The sequence below is a fragment of the Achromobacter sp. GbtcB20 genome (assembly GCF_019091095.1).
GTDB classification, from domain to species: Bacteria; Pseudomonadota; Gammaproteobacteria; order Burkholderiales; family Burkholderiaceae_B; genus Achromobacter; species Achromobacter mucicolens.
Map to the genome: position 1 here is coordinate 1 of NZ_JAGXJZ010000763.1, position 246 is coordinate 246.

Here is a 246-nt window from a genome sequence, read left to right on the forward strand (position 1 = left end):
CACGCTGGGCGACGCGCGCCTGGCGCTGGCCGGCTACTGGAACGAGGTCGCGCTCGATCCGCAAACGCAGGCGCTGGCGGCCGAACGCATGCACATGCCGACCCCGCGCGTGGCGCTCGGACAGGCGCTGGCGCGGCTGGGCGCGCCGCCGGCCGCGCTCGACATCTCGGACGGACTGGCCGGCGACCTGGCGCACATCCTGGCGGCCTCCCGGGTCGGCGCGACGCTCGACGTCGATGCGCTGCC

General features: G+C 76.8%; 1 pseudogene. It reads left to right on the top strand.

What is annotated here, in order from left to right:
• Window positions 1-246, top strand: a pseudogene (locus KVT32_RS31025) (AIR synthase-related protein); the annotation flags it as partial.